At 45.6% G+C, this 563-nt stretch carries 3 tRNA genes; all 3 read left to right on the top strand.

From position 1 onward, the window contains the following. The first annotated feature begins 67 nt into the window (after nucleotides 1–67). The 3 genes from EJ063_RS20490 to EJ063_RS20500 all read left to right on the top strand — a co-directional run bounded on the left by EJ063_RS20490 (nucleotide 68) and on the right by EJ063_RS20500 (nucleotide 357). Nucleotides 68–143, top strand: a tRNA-Lys gene (locus EJ063_RS20490). 27 nt (nucleotides 144–170) lie between these two features. Continuing rightward, nucleotides 171–246, top strand: a tRNA-Ala gene (locus EJ063_RS20495). Nucleotides 247–281: 35 nt separating this feature from the next. Continuing rightward, a tRNA-Val gene (locus tag EJ063_RS20500) sits at nucleotides 282–357 on the top strand. Nucleotides 358–563 lie beyond the last annotated feature (206 nt).

Raw genomic sequence — 563 nt, forward strand, 5'->3', positions numbered from 1 at the left:
CTAGAGGCCTAGGACACCGCCCTTTCACGGCGGTAACAGGGGTTCGACTCCCCTACGGGATACCATTGGGTCGTTAGCTCAGTTGGTAGAGCAGTTGACTTTTAATCAATTGGTCGCAGGTTCGAATCCTGCACGACCCACCATTCTTTCTTAGAAAGAAATCTCAAGATGGGGCTATAGCTCAGCTGGGAGAGCGCCTGCCTTGCACGCAGGAGGTCAGCAGTTCGATCCTGCTTAGCTCCACCATTCTTGACGTCTACCACAGGACGTAAAACTCATGTGGGCGATTAGCTCAGTTGGGAGAGCACCTGCCTTACAAGCAGGGGGTCACTGGTTCGAGCCCGGTATCGCCCACCATCTTTAAGCAGTTTCTCACGAGAATGTTTAAAAATGGTTACTTCATGAGAAGTGATTAGCTCTTTAACAATTTGGAAAGCTGACAAAACAAACTTTTAAAGTTTGTTTGTAAAGTTCTCAATGTTTGTCTTTATAGACAAACACCAATACAACACATTCAAGTGTTCTTGGGAATGTCACTTTTAAGTGACTATTCAAAATTGAGT

Origin of the sequence: Vibrio aquaticus, from assembly GCF_003970385.1 — a bacterium.
GTDB classification, from domain to species: Bacteria; Pseudomonadota; Gammaproteobacteria; order Enterobacterales; family Vibrionaceae; genus Vibrio; species Vibrio aquaticus.